Raw genomic sequence first — 25689 nt, 5'->3', positions numbered from 1 at the left:
CCCCCCAGAGGGGAGAGGGTTAGGGTGAGGGGGGATGTTTATTCGTTAAGCTGTGCTCGTGTTGGTAATCCTTCGCTATCGCCCTGTACCTGAATGGCCAGCGAGCCAATTTTGTTGCCCCGCGCGACGGCCTGTTGCAGCGTTTTGCCTTCCAGCAGGGCGCTAATGACGCCCACGGCAAAACCATCGCCTGCGCCGACGGTATCGACGACGTTCTCAACCTTCACCGCAGCGACCGCGCCCTGTTCGCCCGCGGCGGTTTTAAACCATGCGCCATCGGCACCGGTTTTCAGCACCACCGCTTTTACCCCTTTATTAAGGTAGAAGTCGGCAATACCTTCCGGCGTACTTTCGCCGGTCAGAATCATCCCTTCTTTCAGGCCTGGCAGAACCCAGTCCGCCCGGAACGCCAGACGGTTGAGCTTCTCAACCATTTCTGCCTCGCTTTTCCACAGCACCGGGCGCAGGTTGGGATCGAATGAGATGGTCTTCCCCTGGGCTTTCATGGTGGTCGCGGCATGATCGAGCAGTTCATACGAGCTGGCAGAAAGTGCCGCGGCGACGCCGCTCAGGTGCAGGTGACGTGCGCCAGCAAAATAGTCGGCGTGGTAATCCGCCACGGAGAGATGGCTTGCGGCCGATCCTTTACGGAAATATTCCACGATGGGATCGGTTCCATTTTCGACTTTAGATTTAAGCTGAAAACCGGTGGGGAAGCGTCCGTCGAGGGTGACGCCAGCGGCATCAATCCCCTCTTTTTTCAGCGAATCGAGAACGAAATGACCAAAGCTGTCATCCCCCACGCGGCTGACCCAGCCGACGTTCAGGCCGAGGCGCGCCAGCCCGGTCGCGACGTTCAGCTCTGCGCCTGCCACGCGTTTCATAAAGCGCTCCACCGCACTCAGTTCGCCTGTTTCGGTGGCGACAAACATCGCCATGGCCTCGCCGATGGTGATGACATCCAGCGTCTTGTGCATGGTTTACTCCTCGCGTAGCAGGTTGACGTAATGGCGGGTCACGGCGGTTAAATCCGTCCCTTCCAGCGGGAACTCGATACCGCGCGGGGCATCGGCGGGCAGTTGGCTGAGCAGATCCAGCCAGCGCGCATCGGCGTGGTCCGGTGCGACAGCGCGGAAGTTATCCTTATGCGGCACGGCGGCTTTCACGTGGATATAGCTCACGGCAGGGGCCAGGTGGCGGGCTGCTTCTTCGGGCGAATCGCCGACCCACAGCCAGTTACCCATGTCGAAGGTCAGGGTGACGGGGAGCTCCATGTCCCGACAGGCGGCCTGGAAACGCTGCATAGGCGCCAGCTGGCCGCAGTCGGTCTGATCGTTTTCCACGACCAGCGCCATGCCGCTTGTGTTCAGCAGCGCACGCAGGGTGTCGAGAGCGTGCGTGTCGCTGAAATGGCCGAGGGAAACCTTGAGCCACAGCGCGTTCAGGGTATTGGCCTCTGAAAGATAGCGGGGCAGATCCGGGTTGAGTGTGCCGTCGGGCATAAACAGGGCGGCGGGTGCTGAGTAGCACGCCAGCAGGCCCAGCAGCTCAATGGATTCCCCCAGCGCAGGCAGCGCCAGCAGCTCTTCGCTGTTGAACAGTTCCCGGCGGATCTCCACGCCGTCTGCGCCCGCGCCAGCAATAACGGGAAGCATCGCCCGCTGACCGCCCGCCTGTCGCACCTGTTCCGCGCCGTACGCGGCGGTGACCACCATTATTTTCCTGTCCATCGTCGGACTCCATCGCAACATATCAATACTATTACGCTAGATGGAACCGGTTCCAAAGAAAAGGTCAGGATGTTGAATTTATGATCGACATCACAAGGGGAAATTAACGCGCGGTGGAGCCGCGAACAATCAGTTCACCGGAGAACACCTGCTCGCGAACCGCATCGCTGATACCTTCGATACGACGAACCACTTGTTCTACAGCAGCATAGCCAATTTGCCAGGTGGGTTGTTTGAGGGTGGTGATGCCGACACCGGCCAGCTCCGCCCACTCCAGTTCATCAAACCCCAGCAGACCAATGTCGCTGCCCCAGTGCAGGCCAATGCGTTTGAGCGAACGAGCGACCTGAAGCGTCAGCGCCCCGTTGGCGGAGATCACAGCTTTGCGCATCCCGCGATGGCGGGTGTGGAACTGGCGCAGGGTGTTGTCGAGCTGGTCGGCTTCGTGAAGCGGCGTTTCGGCATTTTCGGCGATAACACCCGGATAACGCTCCAGCGTGGCGCGAAATGCGCCCAGGCGTTCACGACGGGTGTTAACCATGCCCAGCGGTTCGCTCAGAAACAGAATGGCCTCGAAACCCTGTTCAATCAGATGTTCAGTGGCGGTCGTGGCGGCCTGGGTGTTATCCAGCCCGACCACATCGCAGGCAAATTCGGGAATTTTACGGTCGATGAGGACCATGGGCAGGGAGGACTGCTGCAGGCGATTTAATCCTTCTTCCCGCATGCCCACCGCGTTAACCACAATCCCTTCCACCTGATAGCTGCGCAGCAGATCGAGATAGTGCAGCTCCTGGTCGACTTCGTTGTTGGTATTACAGACCAGCGGCGTGAAGCCCTTCTCGCGACAGGCCGCTTCGATACCGCTGAGCACGTTAACGGAATAGGGATTAGTGATATCGGCGATGATAAGACCGATGAGACGGGTGCGGCCGCGTTTGAGTCCGCGCGCCATCAGGCTGGGACGATAGTCGAGATCGGCAATCGCCTGTTCAATTCGCGCCAGCAGGGCATCAGACAACAGGTGTTTCTCGCCGTTGAGATAGCGCGAAATACTGGTTTTACCGGTTCTGGCGGCTTTCGCCACGTCGCTGATAGTGGCCCGGGCTGGTTTGCTCATCACTGATTTCCCTGAATTTAGTGAGAATACCTTAGCGGGAAAATCGGACGAATCAAGTAATTTGCCCGGTGGCGCTGCGCTTATCGGAGGTTGCGGTCTGATGCCTTCACCCCAACCCTCTCCCACGGGAGAGGGCGCAAACACTAAAAACGGCAACGGGGTTGCCGTTTTGCTTTTACCTACTGAATTGGGCTTAACGTAATCTCAACGCGGCGGTTCTGCGCTTTGCCTTCCGCCGTGCTGTTGCTGGCGATAGGGTTAGCTGGGCCCATGCCGCTGGTGCGAATGCGGTTTGCTTCTACACCCTGGGTAATCAGCGAGCTGGCCACGGAATCGGCGCGCTGCTGGGACAGACGCATATTCAGATCCTTGCTGCCGGTGCTGTCGGTGTAGCCAATCACGTTCACGGCGGTTTTGTTGTACTCTTTCAGCACCATCGCCACGCCGGTCAGGGTGTTAGCACCCGCAGGTTTCAGCGTGGCGCTGTTGCTGTCGAAGGTCACGTTGTTTGGCATGTTCAGGATGATGTTATCCCCGCTGCGGGTGACGCTCACGCCGGTTCCCTTCATTTTGTCGCGCAGTTTCGCTTCCTGTACGTCCATGTAATAACCGACGCCGCCGCCCAGCGCCGCGCCCGCTGCTGCGCCAATCAGCGCGCCTTTGCCGCGGTCTTTCTTGGAGGAGGAGAGTGCCCCTACGCCTGCGCCTACCAGCGAGCCGATACCCGCGCCGATACCGGATTTACCCGCTTCGCGTTCGCCGGTGTAAGGGTTGGTTGTGCAGCCAGAAACAGCCAGTGCACCGCTCACCAGAGCGGCAATAACGAGTACGCGTTTTTTCATCTTCTTTCCTTAATCCTTTTTATTCTTTGCCACGGCGAGCGTGGCAGTTGATTATGACGTCCGGATACGGAGAAAATTCCGGGGATAACTCTGAAATTTGTGACAAACCATAAACTGCCTCAATAAGAAGGCCGTAAACCTGCACGCAACCAGGAGCGCACGCTTGAGCACCTCAACGAAAACCATTCTGACCGCCGCCCACTGGGGGCCGATGCTGGTCGAAACCGATGGCGAGAATGTCCTGTCGTCTCGCGGGGCATTGCCAACCCAACATCCCAACTCTTTACAGACCGTCGTTCGCGATCAGGTGCACAGCAAAACGCGCGTGCGCTGGCCGATGGTGCGTAAAGGATTTCTGGCTTCGCCGGACAAGCCACAGGGCATTCGGGGTCAGGACGAATTTGTTCGCGTGAGCTGGGATGACGCGCTGGCGCTGATCCACACGCAGCACAAGCGGATCCGCGAGAGCTACGGCCCTGCCTCTATTTTTGCCGGCTCTTACGGCTGGCGTTCAAACGGCGTGCTGCATAAGGCCTCGACGCTGCTGCAGCGTTATATGAGCCTGGCGGGAGGCTACACCGGCCATCTCGGGGATTACTCCACCGGCGCGGCGCAAGCGATTATGCCGTATGTGGTGGGGGGCAATGAGGTTTATCAGCAACAGACCAGCTGGCCGCTGGTGCTGGAACACACCGACGTGGTGGTGCTCTGGAGCGCTAACCCCCTCAACACGCTGAAAATTGCCTGGAATGCCAGCGACGAACAGGGCATTGGCTATTTTGACGCGCTGCGTAAAAGCGGTAAGCGTATCATCTGTATTGACCCGATGCGTTCTGAAACCATGGACTTCTTTGGCGACAGCGCCGAGTGGATTGCCCCGCATATGGGCACCGACGTGGCAATGATGTTAGGTATCGCCCATACGCTGGTCGAAAACGGCTGGCACGATGTCGAATTCCTGACGCGTTGTACCACCGGCTTCGATAAATTCGCCGACTATCTGACGGGGAAAACGGATGGCGTGGCCAAAACGGCAGAGTGGGCGGCAGGCATTTGCGGCGTTCCTGCGGATAAACTCCGCGAACTGGCGGCGTTATTCCATCAAAACATCACGATGCTGATGTCCGGCTGGGGGATGCAGCGCCAGCAGTTTGGCGAGCAAAAACACTGGATGCTGGTGACGCTCGCCGCGATGATCGGGCAGATCGGTACCCCGGGCGGTGGCTTTGGTCTCTCTTATCACTTCGCGAACGGCGGTAACCCCACCCGTAAAGCGGCCGTACTGGCTTCCATGCAGGGCTCGGTGCAGGGGGGCGTGGATGCCGTGGATAAAATTCCGGTGGCGCGTATTGTTGAAGCCCTGGAAAATCCGGGCGGTTTTTATCAGCACAACGGTCAGGACCGCCATTTCCCGGAGATTAAATTCGTCTGGTGGGCGGGTGGGGCGAACTTCACCCATCATCAGGATACCCATCGTCTGATCCGCGCCTGGCAGAAGCCGGAGCTGGTGGTGATCTCAGAGTGCTTCTGGACCGCCTCGGCCAAACACGCCGATATCGTGCTGCCGGCGACCACCTCGTTTGAGCGTAACGATCTCACCATGACCGGCGACTACAGCAACCAGCATATGGTGCCGATGAAGCGCGTGGTGGCGCCACGTGATGAAGCGCGTGATGACTTTGACGTATTTGCTGAGCTGAGCGAGCTGTGGGAAGCGGGTGGTCGGGAGCGTTTCACCGAGGGGAAAACTGATCTCGAATGGCTGGAAACCTTCTATCAGATTGCCGCTCAGCGCGGGGCCGCCCAGGGCGTCACGCTACCGCCCTTTACTGAATTCTGGGAAGCAAACCAGATCGTCGAAATGCCGGAGAGTGAACAGAACGCGCAGTTTGTCCGTTTCGCCGATTTCCGACGCGACCCGGAAAAGCACCCGCTGAAAACCGAGAGCGGAAAGATGGTGATCTACAGCGAGCGCATCGCCAGCTTTGGCTACGCCGACTGCCCGCCGCACCCTATGTGGCTCGAGCCGGACGAATGGCACGGCAACGCCCAGCCGGGGCAGTTGCAGGTGTTGTCAGCCCATCCCGCGCATCGTCTGCACAGCCAGCTTAACTATTCGTCACTGCGTGAGCGGTATGCGGTTGCAGGGCGAGAGCCGATTACGCTGAATAGCCTCGATGCAAAAGCCCGCGGAATTGTCGACGGTGACGTGGTGCGCGTCTGGAACCATCGCGGACAGGTGCTGGCCGGAGCGGTCGTGAGCGACGGGATTAAACCGGGCGTTTTCTGTATTCACCAGGGCGCCTGGCCTGACCTGGAGCCCACCGAAGGGGGGATCTGTAAAAACGGGGCGGTTAACGTACTGACCAAAGATCTCCCCAGCTCGAAGCTGGGGAATGGTTGTGCAGGAAACACGGCGCTGGCCTGGGTCGAGAAATATCAGGGACCCGAGCTTACCTTAACGGCGTTTGATCCGCCTGCCAGCTCATGATCCAGGTCGGGTGTTGAGTGTCATCCTGCCAGGCGCTGTCTTCAATACGAAAACCCTGCGCGTGGTAGAAATTCACCGCCCGGACATTTTTCTGATACACCTCCAGGCTTAAGTGCGGGAAGCGCTGTTGAACGTGGTTCAGCAGTGCTCGCCCGATGCCTTTACCGATATACCCCGGTGCGACAAACAGTGCGCCGACAAACTGCGACTGCATCACGCTGATAAATCCGCAAGGTTCGCCATCCTGTTCCCAGACCCAGGTTTCAGCCGAAGGCAGGTAAATGTCCCGTACCATGGCTTCATTTTCTTTCCAGTAACTCGCCTCAATAAACGGATGCGCTTCTGTGGTGCTTTCAAGCCATAGGCTCAAAAGCGGCGCGGTATTCTCACTTTGCCATTTGCGGATCATGATGGCCTCCCGGATGACAGAAGCAGCCGGTAACATGGTCGTTGACCAGGCCACAGGCCTGCATAAAGGCGTAGCAGATAGTGGAGCCGACAAACTTGAAGCCACGTTTTTTCAGGGCCTTCGAGAGCGCATCCGAGGCCGGCGTCGAGGCGGGGATTTCCGCCAGCGTGGCGGCCTGCGTGATTTGTGGTTCGTTATTCACGAACGTCCAGACAAACGCTGAAAAGGATTCACCGTTTTGCTCCATCGCCAGGTAAGCGCGTGCGTTACCAATGATGGCCTGGATCTTACCGCGATGGCGGATGATACCGGCATCCTGCACCAGGCGTTCCACGTCGTCATCGGTCATGGCGGCGACGGCGACAGGATCGAACTGGTGAAAGGCATTGCGGTAGTTTTCGCGTTTCTTCAGTACCGTAATCCATGACAAACCCGCCTGCTGGCCCTCCAGGCAGATCATCTCGAAGAGTTTTTTGCCCTCCCTTTCCGGCACGCCCCATTCCCGATCGTGATAGTCGATATAAAGCTGATCCTGGCTTACCCAACCGCAACGTTGCATAGGCGATGTCCCTTAATGATGTTGATGCTAAACGAATCGATAGCCTGCGGACATTATGACGGTTCAGCCTCCAAAGCGCATAACCTCTTCGATGACACTGTGAACCGCGTATCATTCTGACATTCGCCAAATGTATTTTTGGATTGTATTGATAGGAATTATATTTTCAGGGCTGATTAATTCGCATAAGTTTAGATATTTAAATTAAATATTATTTTTATGATACTTAAAGAAGTATTTAATTTTACTTAATGCATTCTTTAATTAATATTATTTTATTGATTCGGCATGTGTATTATATTTCCTGACTTGTTTTATCCCATTGGCGTATTTTTTAAAAGGAGTTTTAATGAAAAAGATCATTGCGCTTTTTCCGGTTCTTGCTGTTATGTCGTCATCCGTTTTTGCCGCAGCGTCCGGTGATGGTACGATCAAATTCACTGGTGAAATAGTTGATTCACCCTGCGTCATCTCTGTTGATTCACAAAATCAGGAGGTTGTGCTCGGCCAGGTGAAAAAGAGTGTATTCACCGCAGTGGGCGATAAATCTTCTTCCAGACCATTTGAAATCAAACTGGAAGAATGTGATATCTCCAGCAAGACCAAAGTTAACGTGAGTTTTTCAGGCATCGCCGATGAAACAAACGATTCGCTGCTCTCCGTCAACACGGAGGCTGGCTCTGCTTCAGGCGTAGGTATCGGCATCTATGACAATGCGAATAAGCTGATTGATGTAAATACAGGAAAAGCGACAACGACGCTTCAGGCGGGTCAAACCGTTCTGTACTACACCGCCAATTATGTTGCCACCAAGGCTGCTGTAACTACGGGTTATGGTAATGCAGAAGTTGACTTCAATCTGACGTACGAATAATTGACAAAGAGAAAAGGCAATAGTTTCTATTGCCTTTGATGATTCGATGGAGAGAATCATGAGAGGTGGCAGGTTTATATTACTCGGCACATTAATACTTTCATTTTTTACGTCAACCGGTTACGCCGCTGGGGTGGCGCTGAGCAGTACGCGAGTGATATATGACGGGAGTAAAAAAGAAGCGTCGCTCATGGTGAATAATAAAAGCACGACGGATGAATTTCTTATTCAGTCCTGGATTGATGATATCAATGGCAGTAAAAAAACGCCCTTTATCATCACGCCGCCTTTGTTCAAACTGAATCCAACGAAAAATAACGTCCTGCGTATTGTGAAAACCACGGATGCGCTGCCCCAGGATCGCGAGTCTGTTTACTGGATAAACGTAAAATCCATTCCTGCACAAAGCGAGGGCTCAGCGGACAAGAATGTGCTGCAGATTGCGGTACGTACACGCCTTAAGCTTTTTTATCGCCCGGCGGGTCTTCAGGGCAAAAGTATGGATGGCTGGGAAACACTGCGTTTCTCTCGCGTGGGAAAACACCAACTCAGTGTGACCAATCCTTCCGCTTTCAATCTTACGTTTAATCAGCTTTATGCCGATGGGCACGCTGTTGAAAAGTTGGGAATGGTCCCTGCAAAAGGCTCATTGATTATCCAGCTCCCCGCAGAAGTGGGTCAGGTAAAAGACGTTAAATATAACATTATCAATGACTTTGGGACGGCAGGCGAGATGCTGACGCAGCATCTGAACTGAACATTGTCTTAAGGAACGCCGCAATGCCATGGATGTCACATTTTTTTGCCAGAAACGCTCCCCATTTCTCGTTGTCTGCACTCGCGCTGATGGTGGCGGGGACGTCCCCTGCATGGGCGGGAAAGTTTAATCCACGTTTTCTGGAAGAGGTACCTGGTATTGATCAGCACGTCGATCTCTCGTTGTTTGAATCGAAAAGTGCTGAGCAGGTACCTGGCAAATATCGGGTGGCAGTGGTAGTGAATGACCGCAAGATGGAGTCCAGAACGCTGGAGTTTAAAGCGGCGACTCCGGCTCAGCACGATAAACTGGGTGAAACGCTGATGCCTTGCCTGAGTCGGGTGCAGCTTGAAGGTATGGGTGTGCGTATCGACAGCTTCCCGGCGCTTAAGCAGGCTCCACCTGAAGCCTGCGTTGCCTTTGAAGAGATTATTCCCCAGGCGGCAAGCCATTTTGATTTTGCTGAACAAACGCTGGTGATGCGTTTCCCCCAGGCCGCTATGCAGCAAACCGCGCGCGGTACGGTACCCGAATCACGCTGGGATGAGGGGATCAACGCTCTGCTGCTGGACTACAACTTTTCCGGCAGTCATTCCAGTTACAACGACCATAACAGCGATCTGAGTGACAGCAGCGACAACTATTACCTGAATATGCGCAGCGGTATGAATATGGGGCCATGGCGTTTGCGTAACTACAGTACCTGGACCCGCAACGACGGTGAACAGCACTGGGATAATCTTGGTACATCTCTGAGTCGCGCCATCGTGCCGCTGAAAGCTGAACTTACCCTCGGGGATACCTCAACGGCGGGCGATATCTTTGACAGCGTGCAGATGCGTGGTGTCATGCTGGCCTCGGACGATGATATGTTGCCGGACAGCCAGCGAGGGTTTGCCCCCGTAGTACGTGGTATCGCGAAAAGCAACGCCGAGGTGACCATCGAACAGAATGGTTACGTCATTTACCGTGCATATGTACAGCCTGGCGCATTTGAGATTAACGATCTTTATCCCACCTCGAACAGCGGCGACCTGACGGTGAAGGTGAAAGAGGCCGATGGCAGCGAGCAGACCTTTATTCAGCCTTTCTCGTCGGTCGCGATTTTTCAGCGCGAGGGGCATCTCAAATACACGCTTTCCGGTGGGGAATATCGCGCCGGGAATTACCGCAGTGGTGAGCCAAAATTTGGACAGTTTGATGCCATGTACGGGCTGCCGCTGGGTTTTACCGCCTATGGCGGCGCCATCCTGTCTGAGGATTACAACGCACTGGCGACGGGGCTAGGGAAAAACTTCGGCTACATTGGCGCGATCTCCATTGATGTCACCCAGGCTAAAAGCACGCTGGGGGATGGTCGCTCCGAAGAAGGACAGTCTTATCGCTTCCTCTATTCCAAAAGCTTTAACGGCGGGACGGATTTTCGCCTGATGGGCTACAAGTATTCGACCAGCGGTTTTTATACCTTCCAGGAAGCAACAGATGTGCGCAACGACGCAGGCAGCGATTCTGCCAACTACCACAAGCGCAGCCAGATCCAGGCTAACGTCAGCCAGCAGATGGGCAGCTACGGTTCGGTTTATGTTAACGCTACACAGCAGGATTACTGGAATGATGAAGGTAAGCAGCGCTCCATTAACGCTGGCTATAACGGACGTATTGGCCGGGTGAATTACAGCGTGGCCTACTCCTGGACCAAAAGCCACGATGGTCGTGAGAGTGACCGCCTGTGGTCGTTTAGCCTGTCGGTGCCGCTCGGGCGGGTATGGAGCAACTATCATCTTACCACCGACCAGCATGGACGTACCCTGCAACAGGCGGGGTTAAGCGGCTCTGCGCTGGAAGACCATAACCTCAACTACAGCGTCCAGGAAGGGTATGGCAGCAATGGTGTTGGCAACAGCGGCAACGCCAGTCTGGATTACCAGGGGGGATTTGGCAATGCCAGCGTGGGTTATAACTACAACCGCGACAGTCAGCAGGTTAACTATGGTTTGCGCGGCGGGATTATTGCCCACAGCGAAGGGATTACGCTGTCACAGCCGTTGGGTGAGTCGATGGCGCTGATTTCGGCGCCGGGCGCGCGGGGCGCGAGAGTGGTCAATAACGGTGGAGTGACGGTGGACTGGATGGGGAATGCGGTGGTGCCTTACCTCAGTCCGTACCGTGAAACAGAGGTCGCGCTGAGAAGCGACAGCCTGAACAGTCGGGTGGATCTGGACAGTGCCTCGGTGAACGTGGTGCCCACGCGGGGTGCCATCGTACGGGCTCGCTTCGATACCCGCGTGGGCTACCGGGTGCTGATGAACGTCACTCAGGTTGATGGCCGGGTCGTGCCTTTTGGCGCTACGGCCACGCTGGTGAATGATAAGAAAGAGAACAGCAGCATTGTGGGTGAAGAGGGGCAGCTTTATATCAGCGGAATGCCGGAGAGCGGGATGCTACAGCTGCGCTGGGGTAACAATGTCGATCAGCAGTGTCGCGTTAACTTTACGCTGCCAGAGCAGCAAAACAGCAGCGACGTGGTGATGACCCACGCGGTCTGTCGATAACAGGGAAGGAAAAGACGATGTATCAACGTATTTTTGCGCTAATCGGGCTGGTGTGTGCGGCGCTGTTTTCCCACCAGGCGCTGGCGGCAGACGACTGGGGACCCTGCATCCCTACGGACGGGACGCGTCAGTTTAATGCCCTGATGATTAAAACGGTGACTGATACCTCTGAGAACAGTTCAGGCACCGTGTTTCCAGATTTTTATGCCTGGGATCTGGGGGAATATTATCAGGTGAAATGTGAGTGCCCCGATAATCAAGAGTCCAGGCCCACGATTTTTAGCGCAAGAACATCGCTCCCTTTTGGGCACAATGATGGTTCACAACAGTATTTCATTGTAAATAATAATATTCAGATCGCGACCAAAATTCGGATCGAAGGGACAAAGAAAGCGTATGTTGATGCGCCTTTTGAAAATGTTTCAAATGAGTATAACGCCCGCCTGGCATGTGATGTTAATCCTAATGGTACCGATAAAGCGGGTACAGGCGCTAAAGGAAGCTTATCGCTTTATATTCATCACCCCTTTGTCGGGCAACTGGATATACCCTCTACCAATATTATGGAGCTGTACGGTACTTATAAGCCCGGCGTATACAGTGCAACACCTATGGCTGCGGTCTATCTCAGTGGTTCTGTCACCGTGCCCCAGGGCTGTGAACTGGCCAGCGGTAGCACGCTGGAGATCCCCTTCGGTGAATTCCAGGCCCATGATTTTAAGGATCGTAAAGGACAACTTCCGGCCGGTGCCTCGCCGGTGACGAAAGAACTGCAGTTTAACTGCACTAATATTTCTGACGGCGTGAAAATTCTCCTGCGCATTGAGGGAACGCCGAATCCGAATGACAGTTCAGCCATCGATCTCGGCAACCCGGATATTGGCGCAGTGATCAAAAATGCCAGCGGCGTGGTGCTAAAACCGAATAGCACGGATGCGCAGGCGCTGACGGCCTCGCCGCTGACGGATGACATCCACCGTACTGCCTCCACCACGCTTTCATTCTCGCCTGTAAGCACAACCGGTAAGCTGCCGGAAACCGGCGATTTTGAAGGCATCGCCACCCTGCGAATTGATGTGGAGTGACGCCCGTGAAAAGGATAAACGCGATGATCTATGGCGGACTGCTGATCTCCTGCGGTGCCTGGGCGGCTCCCGTCAATATAGGGTCTGCCGGAGATGTACATTTCACCATCAGCATTCGTCAGGGAACCTGCGAACTGGAGCAGGACAACATTGAGGTGGACATGGGGTCGGTAATACTGCCGCGCCCGGTACAGGCTGGGCGTGAACTTAATCAAAAGGCGTTTACCATTGCGCTAAAAAACTGTGCTAACGTCGCCCGGACTTACGTCACTATGGATGGCCTGGCGGACAGCACAGACCCCCGTCTTTTCGCGCTGGACAGCGGCGGCGCGACGGGGATTGCCCTGAAAATTAAAACCGACGAGGGTGTTCAGCAGTTTCCGCTGAGCACCGATCCCACGCCTTTGGCACATACCATCCCCACTGATGGAAATAACGCGCTGAGATATATCGCCAGCTATGTCACGGTCAGTCCTGATGCAAAATCGGGGGCGGCTAACGCCATGCTGAACTTCAGCGTTGTTTATGAATAGAGGAGTGGCTGACAGAACGTTAAATAATTCAACCTGGCTGGCTTGACGTGCTGGTGAAAAAGACAATAGTTAATACAGAGCCATAGGCTCTAAAATCTCGTCCTGAAAATGATAATAATCGCCGAATTCGGCTCTCTCTGGGGTCGCATTGATGATGATAAAAAAAATCAGTGGTCGCCATGCTGCTTCTGGCCTGGTGGGGATTTCAGCCTGCCTGTTTTTTTGTAATACAGCGTCTGCCTGGCAACAGGAATATATCGTTTCAGACGCCCAAAATAATACGGCGGAACGCTATACCTGGGACGCGGATCACCCACCGCGTTATGAGGATATTCTCGCTGAGCGAATTCAGTCTTCACAAGACGCGCCTGGTCTGGCCCTGAATGTGCCGTCTGGCAGCACCCTGGACGGAGCGATGAGCGTGGGCTGGAATTTTCCGGTTTCAGCGGGCATCAACACTGGCCCGGTGGTGGCGTGGCGTTATGACGGCACGGCTCCCATGATGATTAACGAGTTTGGTGATAGTGCGACAATGCAAACGTCCAGCGACCCGCTCTGGCATGCCAGCGTCAGCACGCTGGGGTGGCGTGTGAATACCCGCTACGGCGATCTCCGTCCCTGGGCGCAGATTAGCTATAACCAGCAGTTTGGTGAGAATCAGTGGAAATCGCAGTTTGGCATGCCGCAGACACCCTCTCCGGCACAAAACGGCAACTGGATGGATGTGACCGTGGGAACGGATATGCCGTTTAACACCCACGTTGCGGCCTATGCGTCGCTTGCACAAGGGGAACACACCACCAGCGGAGAGGAGTTTTTGTACACCCTGGGTGTTAATGCAAATTTCTAGCGTTGTTACTTTTTTAAACGTTACGATAACATCCTGAATACAATAACCGCAGGGGTTACAGCGATAGCAGGTACTAACACTCTATCGCTTTATTCCCGGGCCAGGCCATTCATTCCCGATTCCAGGCATTTCATTCCGTTTCGCCTGCACTTCATGCCGTTTTACCCCAGGCATATTAAGGTTTTGTTTATTGTTGTCCTCAGCGAATTCCCTCAATTTCTCTTGCAGGACAACTGCCATGAACACATCAACTTATAACCGTACGCGCTGGCTCACGCTCTTTGGCACCATCGTCACCCAGTTTGCGCTGGGCTCGGTCTATACCTGGAGTCTGTTTAACAGTGCCCTTTCCGACAAACTCGGTGCACCGGTTAGCCAGGTCGCGTTCTCCTTTGGTCTCTTGAGCCTGGGGCTGGCGATTTCGTCTTCCGTGGCGGGCAAGCTGCAGGAACGTTTTGGCGTGAAGCGTGTGACCATGGCGTCCGGGATCCTGCTCGGCCTGGGTTTTTTCCTGACGGCGCATTCCAGCAACCTGATGATGCTGTGGCTGAGCGCCGGGGTGCTGGTGGGGCTGGCGGATGGTGCAGGTTACCTGCTGACCCTGTCGAACTGCGTGAAGTGGTTCCCGGAACGTAAAGGCCTGATCTCTGCGTTTGCCATCGGATCTTATGGTCTGGGCAGTCTCGGTTTTAAATTTATCGATGCCCACCTGCTGGCATCCGTTGGCCTCGAAAAAACCTTTATGATCTGGGGGGCGATTGTTCTGGTGATGATTCTGTTCGGCGCCACCCTGATGAAAGATGCGCCACAGCAGGAAGTTAAATCCGTGAACGGCGTAGTGGAGAACGACTTCACACTCGCGCAGTCCATGCGTAAACCCCAGTACTGGATGCTGGCGGTGATGTTCCTGACGGCCTGCATGAGCGGTCTGTATGTTATCGGTGTCGCAAAAGACATCGCGCAGGGGATGGTAAAACTGGATGCGGCCACGGCGGCCAATGCGGTGACCGTGATCTCCATTGCCAACCTCTCCGGTCGTCTGGTACTCGGTATTCTGTCTGACAAAATCGCCCGCATCCGCGTGATTACGATTGGACAGGTGGTTTCGCTGGTCGGTATGGCGGCTCTCCTGTTTGCCCCGCTGAACGAAGCAACCTTCTTTGCGGCGATTGCCTGTGTGGCCTTTAACTTCGGTGGCACCATTACGGTCTTCCCGTCACTGGTGAGCGAGTTCTTTGGTCTGAATAATCTGGCGAAAAACTACGGCGTTATCTATCTGGGCTTTGGGATTGGCAGCATCTGTGGCTCGCTGATTGCTTCCCTGTTCGGTGGGTTCTATGTGACCTTCTGCGTGATTTTCGCTCTGCTGATTATCTCCCTGGCGCTCTCTACCACGATTCGCCAACCGCAGCGTGAAGTTTTCAAAGAAGTTCATGCGTAATGACGACACGAAAGGCCGGTTATCCGGCCTTTGTATTTTCTGAAAACGGGAAATAAAGCGTTTTTGTCTGTCTCGGGATTTGCTTTTTTGTAAATAACTGTACCGATCACACTCTCTTCTGCCACTTTTCTGCTTCCCTGTGGTCTACTTACCACGCCTCCAGACGTTTCATTGAACGATCCCTTGAGCGTATGTTTAATCTGTCTGCTTTTTAACCGAGGCAGGCGGCGGTACTGTCCCTTATTTCCGGGTAGCTTGCATGAAATACATTAAATCGATGGCGCAACAAAAGCTCTGCTTTTTGCTGGCGTTGTACATCGGCCTGTTTATGAATGGCGCGGTTTTTTTCCGTCGGTTTGACGGTTATGCGCAAGATTTTACCGCCTGGAAAGGAATTGCAGCGGTTGTCGAATTGGTCGCCGCGGTACTGGTCACCTTCTTTTTATTCCGTATTCTGACCCTGTTTGGCCGTCGCGTGTGGCGAGTGCTGGCAACGTTTATCGTGCTGTGCTCGGCGGGGGCCAGCTATTACATGACCTTTATGAATGTGGTCATTGGCTACGGCATTATTGCCTCGGTGATGACCACGGATATCGATCTCTCTAAAGAGGTCGTGGGGTTGCACTTTATTCTCTGGGTAGTGGCGGTCAGTGCTTTGCCGTTGCTGCTCATCTGGAGTAACCGCTGCCGGTACACGCTGGTTCACCAGATCCGCACGCCGGGTAAACGCTTCAGAAGCGTTGCGATTGTTCTGCTGGCCGGGCTGATGGTCTGGGGGCCAATTCGTCTGCTGGAGGTGAAACAGAAGTATGACGAACGTACCTCCGGCGTGGATCTACCAAGCTACGGCGGTGTGGTTGCCAACTCGTATTTACCGTCTAACTGGATCTCTGCGCTGGGGCTGTATGCGTGGGCGCAGGTAGATGAGTCTTCTGATAATAAATCGCTGATGAACCCGGCGAAGAAGTTTACCTATGTCGCGCCAAAAGATATCGACGACACCTACGTCGTCTTTATTATTGGGGAAACCACGCGCTGGGATCATATGGGTATTCTTGGCTATGACCGCGATACAACGCCAAAACTGGCGCAGGAGAAAAACCTGATTGCCTATCGCGGCTACTCCTGTGATACCGCCACCAAGCTCTCCTTGCGCTGCATGTTCGTACGCGAAGGAGGGGCGAGCGATAACCCACAGCGGACGCTGAAAGAGCAAAACGTCTTCTCGGTGCTGCATCAGCTTGGGTTTACATCTGACCTGTATGCGATGCAGAGCGAGATGTGGTTCTACAGCAACACCATGGCGCAGAACATTTCCTACCGCGAGCAGATTGGTGCGGAGGCGCGTAACCGCGGTAAGCCTGTTGATGACATGCTGCTGATTGATGAGATGAAGTTGTCTCTCAACGGCAACCCGAACGGTAAACACATGATTATCCTGCATACCAAAGGGTCGCACTTTAACTACACGCAACGCTACCCGCGTAGCTTTGCGAAATGGACGCCGGAATGTGTCGGGGTGGATAAAGACTGCACTAAAGAGCAGCTGATTAACTCTTATGACAACTCCGTGATGTATGTGGATCACTTTATTGATTCGGTCATTGACCAGGTGCGTGATAAGAAAGCGATAGTGTTCTATGCGGCGGACCATGGTGAATCCATCAATGAATTCGAGCACCTGCACGGTACGCCACGTAAGATGGCGCCGCCGGAGCAGTTCCGCGTACCGATGATGGTGTGGATGTCTGACAAGTATCTGGAGGATCCGGAGAAAGCGAAGATGTTTGCTCACCTGAAAAAAGAGGCGGACATGAAGGTGCCACGTCGTCACGTTGAGCTGTACGACACAATTTTAGGCTGCCTGGGTTATACCTCTCCGGACGGCGGTCTGAACGAAAATAACAACTGGTGCAAACTCCCTGACAGCACCGCTAAAGCCGCGCAGTAGCTCGCCTGGCGAGAATATCGCCAGTTGAAGGGCTTTTTTAAATTAAGGGATTGACGGGGGCGCACCTCAGCAGTAAGATGCGCTCCGCATTCGGCGAGTAGCGCAGCTTGGTAGCGCAACTGGTTTGGGACCAGTGGGTCGGAGGTTCGAATCCTCTCTCGCCGACCACATTCTGAAAAGGGCTAACCGCAAGGTTAGCCCTTTTTGCATTATGATCTTAGCGCTTCAGAGTGGCCAAAATGCCCCTTAGCCTCGCTTCACCCTGCCTGTTAACGATTTTGTGACATAATCCATTGTATTTTTTTATATATAGATTGATCTTTTTTCGCGTTGCTTATGGATAACCTCAGCATTTTTCGCTGTGCGTTTTAACGTTCGCGGTATTTAGTGCTCAGATTATCACCATTCTGCAAGAAAATTTAACCATTCTGAATAAAAGTTAATCACTGATTGTTGCGCAATATGAAGATAGTTGTGCTGCAACATGGCGAGTAGCATAAATTTCCCTGCTGAAAACTGGCATACATAGTTTTTTTAATCTTTGTTTGCGGTTTCTCACACTCAGCGTAAATCCCCGTCACCTGTATTGACGTTTTCACATTCTGTTGACAGATTGTAGGGCATGAGGGGCATTTCAGGGACGATCTGCGCTGCAACTCAAACGCTCTTCTGAAAGGATTCTCCATCCCTTTAACGCCTTCGGGCATCACCGACCGGACCGGGTAAAAAATAAATAAAGGTCTGGCGGCGTAACACAACAAAGCAAAACATCACATTGGAGCAGAATAATGAGTATTTCCTTGAAGAAGTCAGGGATGCTGAAGCTTGGTCTGAGCCTGGTGGCTATGACCGTGGCAGCAAGTGTACAGGCAAAAACCCTGGTTTACTGTTCTGAAGGCTCGCCGGAAGGCTTTAACCCACAGCTCTTTACCTCTGGTACGACATACGACGCAAGCTCTGTACCAATCTATAACCGTCTGGTTGAATTCAAAACCGGTACTACGGAAGTGATTCCGGGTCTGGCGGAGAAGTGGGACGTCAGCGAAGACGGTAAAACCTATACCTTCCACCTGCGCAAGGGCGTGAAGTGGCAGGACAGCAAAGAATTCAAACCAACGCGCGACTTTAACGCCGACGACGTTGTGTTCTCCTTCGATCGTCAGAAAAACGCCCAGAACCCGTATCACAAAGTTTCTGGCGGCAGCTATGAATACTTCGAAGGGATGGGTCTGCCGGACCTGATCGCTGAAGTGAAAAAAGTGGACGATAATACCGTTCAGTTCGTGCTGACGCGTCCTGAAGCGCCATTCCTGGCGGATCTGGCCATGGACTTCGCCTCTATTCTGTCTAAAGAGTACGCGGATAATATGCTGAAAGCCGGTACGCCGGAGAAAGTTGACCTGAACCCAATCGGTACCGGTCCATTCCAGCTGCTGCAGTACCAGAAAGACTCCCGTATTCTCTACAAAGCGTTCGAAGGCTACTGGGGAACCAAGCCGAAGATCGACCGTCTGGTCTTCTCTATTACGCCTGATGCGTCAGTGCGTTATGCAAAACTGCAGAAAAACGAATGCCAGGTGATGCCATACCCGAACCCGGCTGACATTGCTCGCATGAAGCAGGATAAGAACATCAACCTGCTGGAGCAGGCGGGTCTTAACGTAGGCTACCTCTCTTTCAACACCGAGAAGAAACCGTTCGATGACGTAAAAGTGCGTCAGGCGCTGACTTACGCGGTGAACAAAGAAGCGATCATCAAAGCGGTTTACCAGGGCGCTGGCGTTGCTGCCAAAAACCTGATCCCACCTACCATGTGGGGCTATAACGATGACGTTAAAGACTACACCTACGATCCTGAGAAAGCGAAAGCGCTGCTGAAAGAAGCAGGCCAGGATAAAGGCTTTACCGTTGAGCTGTGGGCGATGCCGGTACAGCGTCCATACAACCCGAACGCACGCCGCATGGCTGAAATGGTTCAGGCTGACTGGGCGAAAATTGGCGTTCAGGCCAAGATTGTGACCTACGAGTGGGGCGAGTATCTGAAGCGTGCCAAAGCGGGTGAGCACCAGGCGGTAATGATGGGCTGGACCGGTGACAATGGGGATCCGGACAACTTCTTCGCTACCCTGTTCAGCTGCGCGGCGGCAAAAGATGGTTCTAACTACTCTCGCTGGTGCTACAAGCCGTTTGAAGACCTGATCCAGCCGGCGCGTGCGACCGACGATCACAACAAACGTATTGAACTGTACAAGCAGGCGCAGGTTGTCATGCACGATCAGGCTCCGGCGCTGATTGTTGCTCACTCCACCGTGTACGAGCCAGTGCGCAAAGAAGTGAAAGGCTACGTGGTTGATCCACTGGGCAAACACCACTTCGAAAACGTTTCTGTTGAATAATTAAAAGCCACGCCAGGCGGCGCTGCGCTTGCACTGGCCTACGGTATGTAGGCCGGGTAAGCGTAGCGTCACCCGGCAGCAGTGCTTTATTCCCTCTCTGAAAGGAGAGGGGATAAGATTTGTGAGCAATACAGACGCCACGCCACTGGTCGTGCGTCATCAGAGAGAATCCGGGTTATGTTGCAGTTCATCCTCCGACGTCTGGGACTTGTTATCCCCACGTTTATCGGTATCACCCTTCTCACTTTTGCCTTCGTCCATATGATCCCCGGCGACCCGGTAATGATTATGGCGGGCGAGCGTGGTATTTCCCCTGAGCGCCATGCACAGCTGCTGGCTGAACTCGGCCTCGATAAGCCGATGTGGCAGCAGTACCTCCATTATATTTGGGGCGTCATGCACGGCGACTTAGGGATTTCGTTGAAAAGCCGTCTTCCGGTGTGGGACGAGTTCGTGCCGCGTTTTAAAGCGACACTGGAGCTTGGCGTCTGCGCCATGATTTTTGCCACCGCGGTGGGTATTCCGGTTGGGGTACTGGCTGCCGTTAAACGTGGCTCCATTTTTGACCATACTGCCGTGGGCCTGGCGCTGACCGGCTACTCCATGCCTATCTTCTGGTGGGGCATGATGCTGATCATGCTGGTCTCGGTTCAGCTTAACCTGACGCCGGTCTCCGGGCGCGTCAGCGACATGGTCTTCCTGGATGACTCCAACCCACTCACTGGCTTTATGCTGATTGATACGGCTATCTGGGGCGAAGAGGGCAACTTCATTGATGCCGTCGCGCATATGATCCTGCCTGCCATGGTGCTGGGTACCATTCCTCTGGCGGTCATCGTGCGTATGACCCGTTCGTCCATGCTGGAAGTGCTGGGTGAGGATTATATCCGCACCGCGCGCGCCAAGGGCCTGACGCGTATGCGCGTCATCATCGTCCATGCGCTGCGTAACGCCATGCTGCCGGTGGTAACCGTTATCGGGCTGCAGGTGGGGACATTGCTGGCGGGGGCGATCCTGACCGAAACCATCTTCTCCTGGCCGGGTCTGGGCCGCTGGCTGATTGATGCGCTGCAACGCCGTGACTATCCGGTTGTGCAGGGCGGTGTACTGCTGGTCGCGACGATGATTATCCTCGTCAACCTGCTGGTCGATTTGCTGTACGGCGTGGTGAACCCGCGTATTCGTCATAAGAAGTAAGGGGCCATCATGTCACACGTTTCTGAAAATAAAGTGGTTGCTGCACCGGTTCCAATGACGCCGCTGCAGGAATTCTGGCACTACTTCAAGCGCAACAAAGGCGCGGTGGTGGGGCTGGTGTATGTCTCTATCATGATCCTCATTGCGGTGTTTGCGAACGTGCTGGCACCCTATAACCCGGCGGACCAGTTCCGCGATGCGCTGCTTGCACCACCGGCATGGCAGGATGGCGGTAGCCTGGCGCACCTGTTAGGAACCGATGACGTGGGCCGCGATGTGTTGTCGCGTCTGATGTATGGCGCGCGGCTGTCGCTGCTGGTCGGCTGCCTGGTGGTGGTGCTGTCCCTGATTATGGGGATCATCCTCGGCCTGGTTGCGGGTTATTTCGGCGGTATCGTTGATAACATCATCATGCGTATTGTTGACATCATGCTGGCGCTGCCTAGTCTGCTGTTGGCCCTGGTGCTGGTGGCGATATTTGGCCCGTCGATCGGTAACGCCGCGCTGGCGCTGACCTTCGTGGCACTCCCTCACTACGTACGTTTAACCCGTGCGGCAGTGCTGGTGGAAGTGAATCGCGACTACGTCACCGCGTCTCGCGTGGCGGGTGCGGGTGCGATGCGTCAGATGTTCGTCAATATCTTCCCTAACTGCCTTGCGCCGCTGATTGTTCAGGCGTCGCTCGGTTTCTCTAACGCCATTCTTGATATGGCCGCTCTTGGCTTCCTGGGCATGGGTGCGCAGCCGCCAACACCGGAGTGGGGCACCATGCTCTCCGACGTGTTGCAGTTCGCACAAAGCGCCTGGTGGGTTGTCACCTTCCCGGGTCTGGCAATCCTGCTGACGGTGCTGGCATTTAACCTGATGGGTGATGGCCTGCGTGATGCACTTGATCCCAAACTGAAGCAGTAAGAGGCACGAGATGGCGTTATTAAATGTAGATAAATTATCGGTGCACTTCGGCGATGAAGGCACCCCGTTTCGCGCCGTGGACCGCATCAGCTACAGCGTTAATCAGGGCGAAGTGGTAGGTATTGTCGGGGAGTCCGGTTCCGGTAAGTCAGTCAGTTCACTGGCGATCATGGGTCTGATTGATTATCCGGGCCGCGTGATGGCGGAAAACCTGCAGTTCAACGGTCAGGATCTGAAGCGCATTTCTGAAAAACAGCGCCGCCAGTTGGTGGGCGCGGAAGTGGCGATGATTTTCCAGGATCCAATGACCAGCCTGAACCCGTGCTACACCGTCGGTTTCCAGATTATGGAGGCGATCAAGGTGCATCAGGGCGGGAATAAGAAAACCCGTCGCCAGCGTGCGATCGATCTGCTGAACCAGGTCGGGATCCCTGACCCGGCATCCCGTCTGGACGTTTACCCGCATCAGCTCTCCGGAGGGATGAGCCAGCGCGTAATGATCGCGATGGCGATTGCCTGTCGACCAAAACTGCTGATTGCGGATGAGCCGACGACGGCGCTGGATGTGACCATTCAGGCGCAAATCATCGAGCTGCTGCTGGAGCTGCAGCAGAAAGAGAATATGGCGCTGGTGCTGATTACGCACGACCTGGCGCTGGTGGCCGAAGCGGCGCATAAGATCATCGTGATGTATGCCGGCCAGGTGGTCGAGACCGGAAATTCGCACGATATTTTCCGTGCGCCGCGTCACCCGTATACCCAGGCGCTTTTACGCGCGCTGCCGGAGTTTGCCCAGGACAAAGCGCGCCTGGCCTCGCTGCCGGGCGTGGTACCGGGGAAATATGACCGTCCGCAGGGCTGTCTGCTTAACCCGCGCTGCCCGTATGCGACAGACAAATGTCGGGCAGAAGAGCCAGAGCTGAACCAGCTTGCTGACGGTCGTCAGTCAAAATGCCACTACCCACTCGATGATGCCGGGAGGCCAACACTATGAGTACGCCACAGGCCACCACGCAACAGCCGCTGTTGCAGGCCATCGATCTGAAAAAATACTACCCGGTGAAGAAGGGACTGTTTGCCCCTGAGCGCCTGGTGAAAGCGCTGGACGGCGTCTCCTTTAACCTCGAACGCGGTAAAACGCTGGCGGTGGTGGGGGAGTCTGGCTGCGGTAAATCCACGCTGGGCCGCCTGCTGACGATGATTGAAGTGCCGACCGGCGGCGAGCTCTATTATCAGGGGCAGGATCTGCTCAAGCATGACCCGCAGGCGCAGAAGCTGCGTCGCCAGAAAATCCAGATTGTGTTTCAGAACCCGTACGGTTCGTTGAACCCGCGTAAAAAAGTAGGGCAGATTCTGGAAGAGCCGCTGTTGATTAACAGCAATCTGAGCAAAGAGCAGCGCCGTGAAAAAGCGCTGGCGATGATGGCGAAGGTCGGCCTCAAAACCGAGCATTATGACCGCTATCCGCATATGTTCTCCGGCGGGCAGCGTCAGCGTATCGCGATCGCGCGGGGGCTGATGCTCGATCCGGACGTGGTGATTGCCGATGAACCGGTTTCAGCGCTCGATGTTTCTGTCCGCGCGCAGGTGCTGAACCTGATGATGGATCTGCAGCAGGAGCTGGGGCTCTCTTACGTCTTTATCTCCCACGACCTGTCGGTAGTGGAGCATATCGCTGATGAAGTGATGGTGATGTATCTGGGACGCTGCGTGGAGAAGGGGACCAAAGACCAGATCTTTAATAATCCTCGTCACCCGTATACCCAGGCGCTGCTGTCTGCGACGCCGCGTCTGAACCCGGACGATCGTCGTGAGCGTATTAAGCTGACGGGTGAACTGCCAAGCCCGCTGAATCCACCTCCGGGATGTGCATTCAACGCCCGCTGCAGCCGTCGCTTTGGCCCTTGCACCCAGCTACAGCCGCAGCTGAAGGAGTATGGTGGTCAGCTGGTTGCCTGCTTCGCAGTCGATCAGGATGAAAATGGCGAGAAGCCACACGCATAAAATAAAAAAAACCGGCGCTTAGCCGGTTTTTTTATGTCTGCGTGATTACTTCCGCAAGCGAATCTGGTCAACGGCGTGCTTCTCGCTCTTGGTGAGGATCAGGCTCGCACGCTCGCGTGTGGGCAGGATGTTCTCTTTGAGGTTCACATAGTTGATCTCTTTCCACAGCCCCGTGGCCACATTGATCGCTTCTTCTTCAGATAGCTGAGCATAGTGGTGGAAATAGGAGTCCGGGTCAGTGAACGCCCCTTCACGGAACTTCAGGAAGCGGTTGATGTACCAGTTTTGCAGAAGGTCTTCCGGCGCATCGACATAAATAGAGAAATCGACGAAATCTGAGACAAAGACATGATGCGGATCGTGAGGATAATCCATGCCGCTTTGCAGCACGTTCAAACCTTCCAGAATCAGGATATCCGGCTGGACCACGGTTTTATCCCCACCCGGAATGCGATCATAGATCAGGTGTGAATAGACCGGCGCCGTCACGTGAGGCACGCCAGACTTCAGATCGGAGACAAATTTCACCAGGCGGTGCATATCATAAGAGAGCGGGAAGCCTTTCTTCTTCATCAGCCCGCGTTCTTTTAATACTTCGTTTGGATGCAGGAAACCGTCGGTGGTGATCAACTCTACGCTGCGGTGCTCGGGCCAACGGCTCAACAGCGCCTGCAGGACACGTGCTGTGGTGCTTTTACCCACGGCCACGCTGCCGGCAATACTGATGATATAAGGAATGCGTTGACCGTTGGTTCCGAGGAACTGCTCCAGCACCGCCTGACGACGCAGGTTGGAGCTGATATAGAAGTTAAGCAAGCGAGAGAGGGGGAGATAAATTTCTGCCACCTCTTCCAGGGACAGATCTTCGTTTATCCCTTTTAACCGTGCGATTTCACCCTCCGTCAGCGTCATAGGGACGGAATCACGCAGGGCAGCCCACTGACTGCGGTTAAAGTGAAGGTAAGGCGTCATTAACGTTTGCTCTTTTTTGCTCATAAGCATGCTTCATTGAGCCAGCATCACAACTGCCGGATCGTGGCTCATCACACAGTTAATTTTGGACAATGGGCAGGAGGTTAACACCAGATGACAGGAATAATAAGAAAAAAGATGGAAAGCGCTGCGTAACGCGGAAGCCGTCACGCTACGGTGTATACGGTGCAAATCACACTGATATGTTGAATATTTGACCGTGAATGACTACTTTTACAGCGCTCAATGCGCTGTTCGCATAAAATGTGAGCGAAAGAACGTTTTATGCAAATTTTTAGTTGCATGACCGCGCAGGTATCCATAGAATGCGCGCTACTTGATGCCGACTTAGCTCAGTAGGTAGAGCAACTGACTTGTAATCAGTAGGTCACCAGTTCGATTCCGGTAGTCGGCACCATCAAGTCCGGTGGGGTTCCCGAGCGGCCAAAGGGAGCAGACTGTAAATCTGCCGTCACAGACTTCGAAGGTTCGAATCCTTCCCCCACCACCACTTTCTGGCAGCGTAAATGCCGCCGGAGCTGGTTTAAAAGCTGAATCAGCTCGAACTGAAAAAGAGAGAAATCTCTTTTTTTGTTACAGAAAGAACTGGGTAGCCGAGTTTCAGGATGCGGGCATCGTATAATGGCTATTACCTCAGCCTTCCAAGCTGATGATGCGGGTTCGATTCCCGCTGCCCGCTCCAATACGTGCTGATATGGCTCAGTTGGTAGAGCGCACCCTTGGTAAGGGTGAGGTCCCCAGTTCGACTCTGGGTATCAGCACCACTTCACTTCTCCTTCCCGTTTCTCTCTGTTTCAATTTTACTGTATTCAACAATTCAGGCATTTCGCCTGGTTGATGTGGTGATATCACCGATTTATCCGTGTCTTAGAGGGACAATCGATGTCTAAAGAAAAGTTTGAACGTACAAAACCGCACGTTAACGTCGGTACTATCGGCCACGTTGACCATGGTAAAACAACGCTGACCGCTGCAATCACTACCGTTCTGGCA

General features: G+C 54.4%; 22 protein-coding genes and 5 tRNA genes. 20 read left to right on the top strand and 7 right to left on the bottom strand.

The genetic code is table 11. The annotated features are described in order from the left end of the window. Positions 1-38: 38 nt before the first annotated feature. From EKN83_RS11270 to EKN83_RS11255, 4 genes are all read right to left on the bottom strand, one after another. Entirely contained in the window at positions 39-977 is a 939-nt protein-coding gene (locus tag EKN83_RS11270) for a sugar kinase (protein WP_126800932.1), read from the bottom strand. A 3-nt stretch (positions 978-980) separates the two neighbouring features. Then, on the bottom strand, positions 981-1730 hold the full coding sequence (locus tag EKN83_RS11265) for a sugar phosphate isomerase/epimerase family protein (protein ID WP_126800931.1): 750 nt from the start codon (positions 1728-1730) through the stop codon (positions 981-983). A gap of 103 nt (positions 1731-1833) precedes the next feature. Continuing rightward, positions 1834-2850, bottom strand: a complete 1017-nt coding sequence (locus EKN83_RS11260; protein WP_021242472.1) for a LacI family DNA-binding transcriptional regulator — start codon at positions 2848-2850, stop codon at positions 1834-1836. Positions 2851-3029: 179 nt separating this feature from the next. Continuing rightward, on the bottom strand, positions 3030-3692 hold the full coding sequence (locus EKN83_RS11255) for an OmpA family lipoprotein (protein WP_021242473.1): 663 nt from the start codon (positions 3690-3692) through the stop codon (positions 3030-3032). A 211-nt stretch (positions 3693-3903) separates the two neighbouring features. Between EKN83_RS11255 and EKN83_RS11250 the strand changes: the two genes are divergently transcribed. Then, positions 3904-6183 (top strand): molybdopterin guanine dinucleotide-containing S/N-oxide reductase, encoded by a 2280-nt coding sequence (locus tag EKN83_RS11250; RefSeq protein WP_260591233.1) that lies wholly within the window; start codon positions 3904-3906, stop codon positions 6181-6183. Here the strand turns inward: EKN83_RS11250 and EKN83_RS11245 are convergent. Together EKN83_RS11245 and tag are read right to left on the bottom strand one after the other, a co-directional pair. Then, on the bottom strand, positions 6146-6592 hold the full coding sequence (locus EKN83_RS11245; protein WP_126800929.1) for an N-acetyltransferase: 447 nt from the start codon (positions 6590-6592) through the stop codon (positions 6146-6148). The two genes, EKN83_RS11250 and EKN83_RS11245, sit on opposite strands and share 38 nt — an antisense overlap. Continuing rightward, on the bottom strand, positions 6570-7151 hold the full coding sequence (tag, locus tag EKN83_RS11240) for a DNA-3-methyladenine glycosylase I (RefSeq protein ID WP_025759181.1): 582 nt from the start codon (positions 7149-7151) through the stop codon (positions 6570-6572). Before tag ends, EKN83_RS11245 begins: the two co-directional genes overlap by 23 nt. Before the next feature lie 349 nt (positions 7152-7500). Here tag and lpfA point away from each other — a divergent pair, with 349 nt between their 5' ends. From lpfA to dppF, 14 genes are all read left to right on the top strand, one after another. After that, complete coding sequence (lpfA, locus tag EKN83_RS11235; RefSeq protein ID WP_126800928.1) at positions 7501-8025, top strand: long polar fimbrial major subunit LpfA; 525 nt, start codon at positions 7501-7503, stop codon at positions 8023-8025. Positions 8026-8083: 58 nt separating this feature from the next. After that, positions 8084-8782: a long polar fimbrial biogenesis chaperone LpfB gene (lpfB, locus tag EKN83_RS11230; RefSeq protein WP_260591220.1), complete on the top strand. Its 699-nt coding sequence runs from the start codon at positions 8084-8086 to the stop codon at positions 8780-8782. A gap of 23 nt (positions 8783-8805) precedes the next feature. Beyond that, positions 8806-11334 carry an outer membrane usher protein LpfC gene (gene lpfC, locus EKN83_RS11225; RefSeq protein WP_126800926.1) on the top strand — a complete coding sequence of 843 codons (2529 nt, stop codon included), beginning with the start codon at positions 8806-8808 and terminating at the stop codon, positions 11332-11334. A 17-nt stretch (positions 11335-11351) separates the two neighbouring features. Beyond that, entirely contained in the window at positions 11352-12419 is a 1068-nt protein-coding gene (lpfD, locus tag EKN83_RS11220) for a long polar fimbrial protein LpfD (protein WP_126800925.1), read from the top strand. 23 nt (positions 12420-12442) lie between these two features. Beyond that, positions 12443-12952 (top strand): long polar fimbrial protein LpfE, encoded by a 510-nt coding sequence (gene lpfE, locus EKN83_RS11215; protein ID WP_409513608.1) that lies wholly within the window; start codon positions 12443-12445, stop codon positions 12950-12952. Positions 12953-13103: 151 nt separating this feature from the next. Next, the gene (locus tag EKN83_RS11210) at positions 13104-13802 is read left to right on the top strand and encodes an autotransporter domain-containing protein (RefSeq protein WP_088244015.1); all 699 of its coding nucleotides are present in this window, start codon (positions 13104-13106) and stop codon (positions 13800-13802) included. 238 nt (positions 13803-14040) lie between these two features. After that, positions 14041-15243, top strand: coding sequence for an MFS transporter (locus tag EKN83_RS11205; RefSeq protein ID WP_008502767.1), 1203 nt, complete (start codon positions 14041-14043; stop codon positions 15241-15243). 259 nt (positions 15244-15502) lie between these two features. Beyond that, on the top strand, positions 15503-17194 hold the full coding sequence (gene eptB / locus EKN83_RS11200; RefSeq protein WP_126800923.1) for a kdo(2)-lipid A phosphoethanolamine 7''-transferase: 1692 nt from the start codon (positions 15503-15505) through the stop codon (positions 17192-17194). Between the two features lie 91 nt (positions 17195-17285). Continuing rightward, positions 17286-17362, top strand: a tRNA-Pro gene (locus tag EKN83_RS11195). A gap of 620 nt (positions 17363-17982) precedes the next feature. Further along, positions 17983-19590, top strand: a complete 1608-nt coding sequence (gene dppA / locus EKN83_RS11190) for a dipeptide ABC transporter periplasmic-binding protein DppA (protein ID WP_025759189.1) — start codon at positions 17983-17985, stop codon at positions 19588-19590. 177 nt (positions 19591-19767) lie between these two features. After that, positions 19768-20787, top strand: coding sequence for a dipeptide ABC transporter permease DppB (gene dppB / locus EKN83_RS11180; protein ID WP_045285992.1), 1020 nt, complete (start codon positions 19768-19770; stop codon positions 20785-20787). Between the two features lie 9 nt (positions 20788-20796). After that, entirely contained in the window at positions 20797-21699 is a 903-nt protein-coding gene (gene dppC, locus EKN83_RS11175; protein ID WP_025759191.1) for a dipeptide ABC transporter permease DppC, read from the top strand. A 10-nt stretch (positions 21700-21709) separates the two neighbouring features. Then, entirely contained in the window at positions 21710-22693 is a 984-nt protein-coding gene (gene dppD, locus EKN83_RS11170) for a dipeptide ABC transporter ATP-binding protein (RefSeq protein WP_008502772.1), read from the top strand. Then, complete coding sequence (dppF, locus tag EKN83_RS11165; RefSeq protein ID WP_045285991.1) at positions 22690-23703, top strand: dipeptide ABC transporter ATP-binding subunit DppF; 1014 nt, start codon at positions 22690-22692, stop codon at positions 23701-23703. The genes dppD and dppF overlap by 4 nt, the downstream gene beginning before the upstream one ends. Positions 23704-23748: 45 nt before the next feature. On the opposite strand, the gene coaA is transcribed toward dppF, so the two are convergent. Further along, complete coding sequence (gene coaA / locus EKN83_RS11160; RefSeq protein WP_025759195.1) at positions 23749-24699, bottom strand: type I pantothenate kinase; 951 nt, start codon at positions 24697-24699, stop codon at positions 23749-23751. 318 nt (positions 24700-25017) lie between these two features. Between coaA and EKN83_RS11155 the strand changes: the two genes are divergently transcribed. From EKN83_RS11155 to EKN83_RS11135, 5 genes are all read left to right on the top strand, one after another. Further along, a tRNA-Thr gene (locus EKN83_RS11155) sits at positions 25018-25093 on the top strand. A gap of 8 nt (positions 25094-25101) precedes the next feature. Further along, positions 25102-25186: transfer RNA gene (locus EKN83_RS11150), tRNA-Tyr, on the top strand. Between the two features lie 117 nt (positions 25187-25303). Then, a tRNA-Gly gene (locus tag EKN83_RS11145) sits at positions 25304-25378 on the top strand. 6 nt (positions 25379-25384) lie between these two features. After that, positions 25385-25460, top strand: a tRNA-Thr gene (locus EKN83_RS11140). A gap of 118 nt (positions 25461-25578) precedes the next feature. Then, a partial coding sequence (locus EKN83_RS11135) for a GTP-binding protein (protein ID WP_001336758.1) occupies positions 25579-25689 on the top strand: 111 nt, incomplete at its 3' end.

The organism is Enterobacter sp. WCHEn090032 (assembly GCF_003986875.1).
In the GTDB taxonomy this organism is placed as follows: domain Bacteria; phylum Pseudomonadota; class Gammaproteobacteria; order Enterobacterales; family Enterobacteriaceae; genus Enterobacter; species Enterobacter sichuanensis.
This window is presented reverse-complemented; position numbering and strand designations above follow the sequence as displayed.